Origin of the sequence: Gluconobacter sp. P1D12_c (assembly GCF_018812105.1) — a bacterium.
In the GTDB taxonomy this organism is placed as follows: Bacteria; Pseudomonadota; Alphaproteobacteria; order Acetobacterales; family Acetobacteraceae; genus Gluconobacter; species Gluconobacter oxydans_A.
In genome coordinates this window covers 1-393 of record NZ_JACSIQ010000695.1, presented here as the reverse complement: position 1 = coordinate 393, position 393 = coordinate 1, and the positions used below count along the sequence as shown (strand labels likewise).

The 393-nt window shown below is 57.8% G+C and carries 1 pseudogene; it reads right to left on the bottom strand.

The features are described 5' to 3' along the window. Nucleotides 1-393, bottom strand: a pseudogene (locus tag KP705_RS18780) (Tn3 family transposase); the annotation flags it as partial.

Below are 393 nucleotides of genomic sequence, written 5' to 3'. Positions count from 1 at the left end.
CCGGTCCGATAGAGGTCTCCAATGATCTGCACCGCCTTCAGTAATCCCTGTACCGTGCGACCACCCTGAAACTGGAACGCGTTCAGGAATGGACCAATGGCAGGACGAAGAGAGCGATGCCGGTTGATCAGTTCGGCCGTGCGATCAATGGTCTCTGGAGCTGTCAGGGTTTCAGCCCTGCCGATGGCGTCCTGGAGGCGGGGCCAGTCAATTCCCGTAATGGCAGACAGTGAATCAACGCCCTGATCACGGGCCTCAATCAGATGACGGCAAGAGGTTGTCAGCAGACGAAGCTGGGCCTGCAACGATCGCATGGTGACAATCGCTTTGTCACGGATCCGGTGCTCGGCACGGCGCATCATGCTTCCGAGGAGTTTGTCCATCATTGTGAGG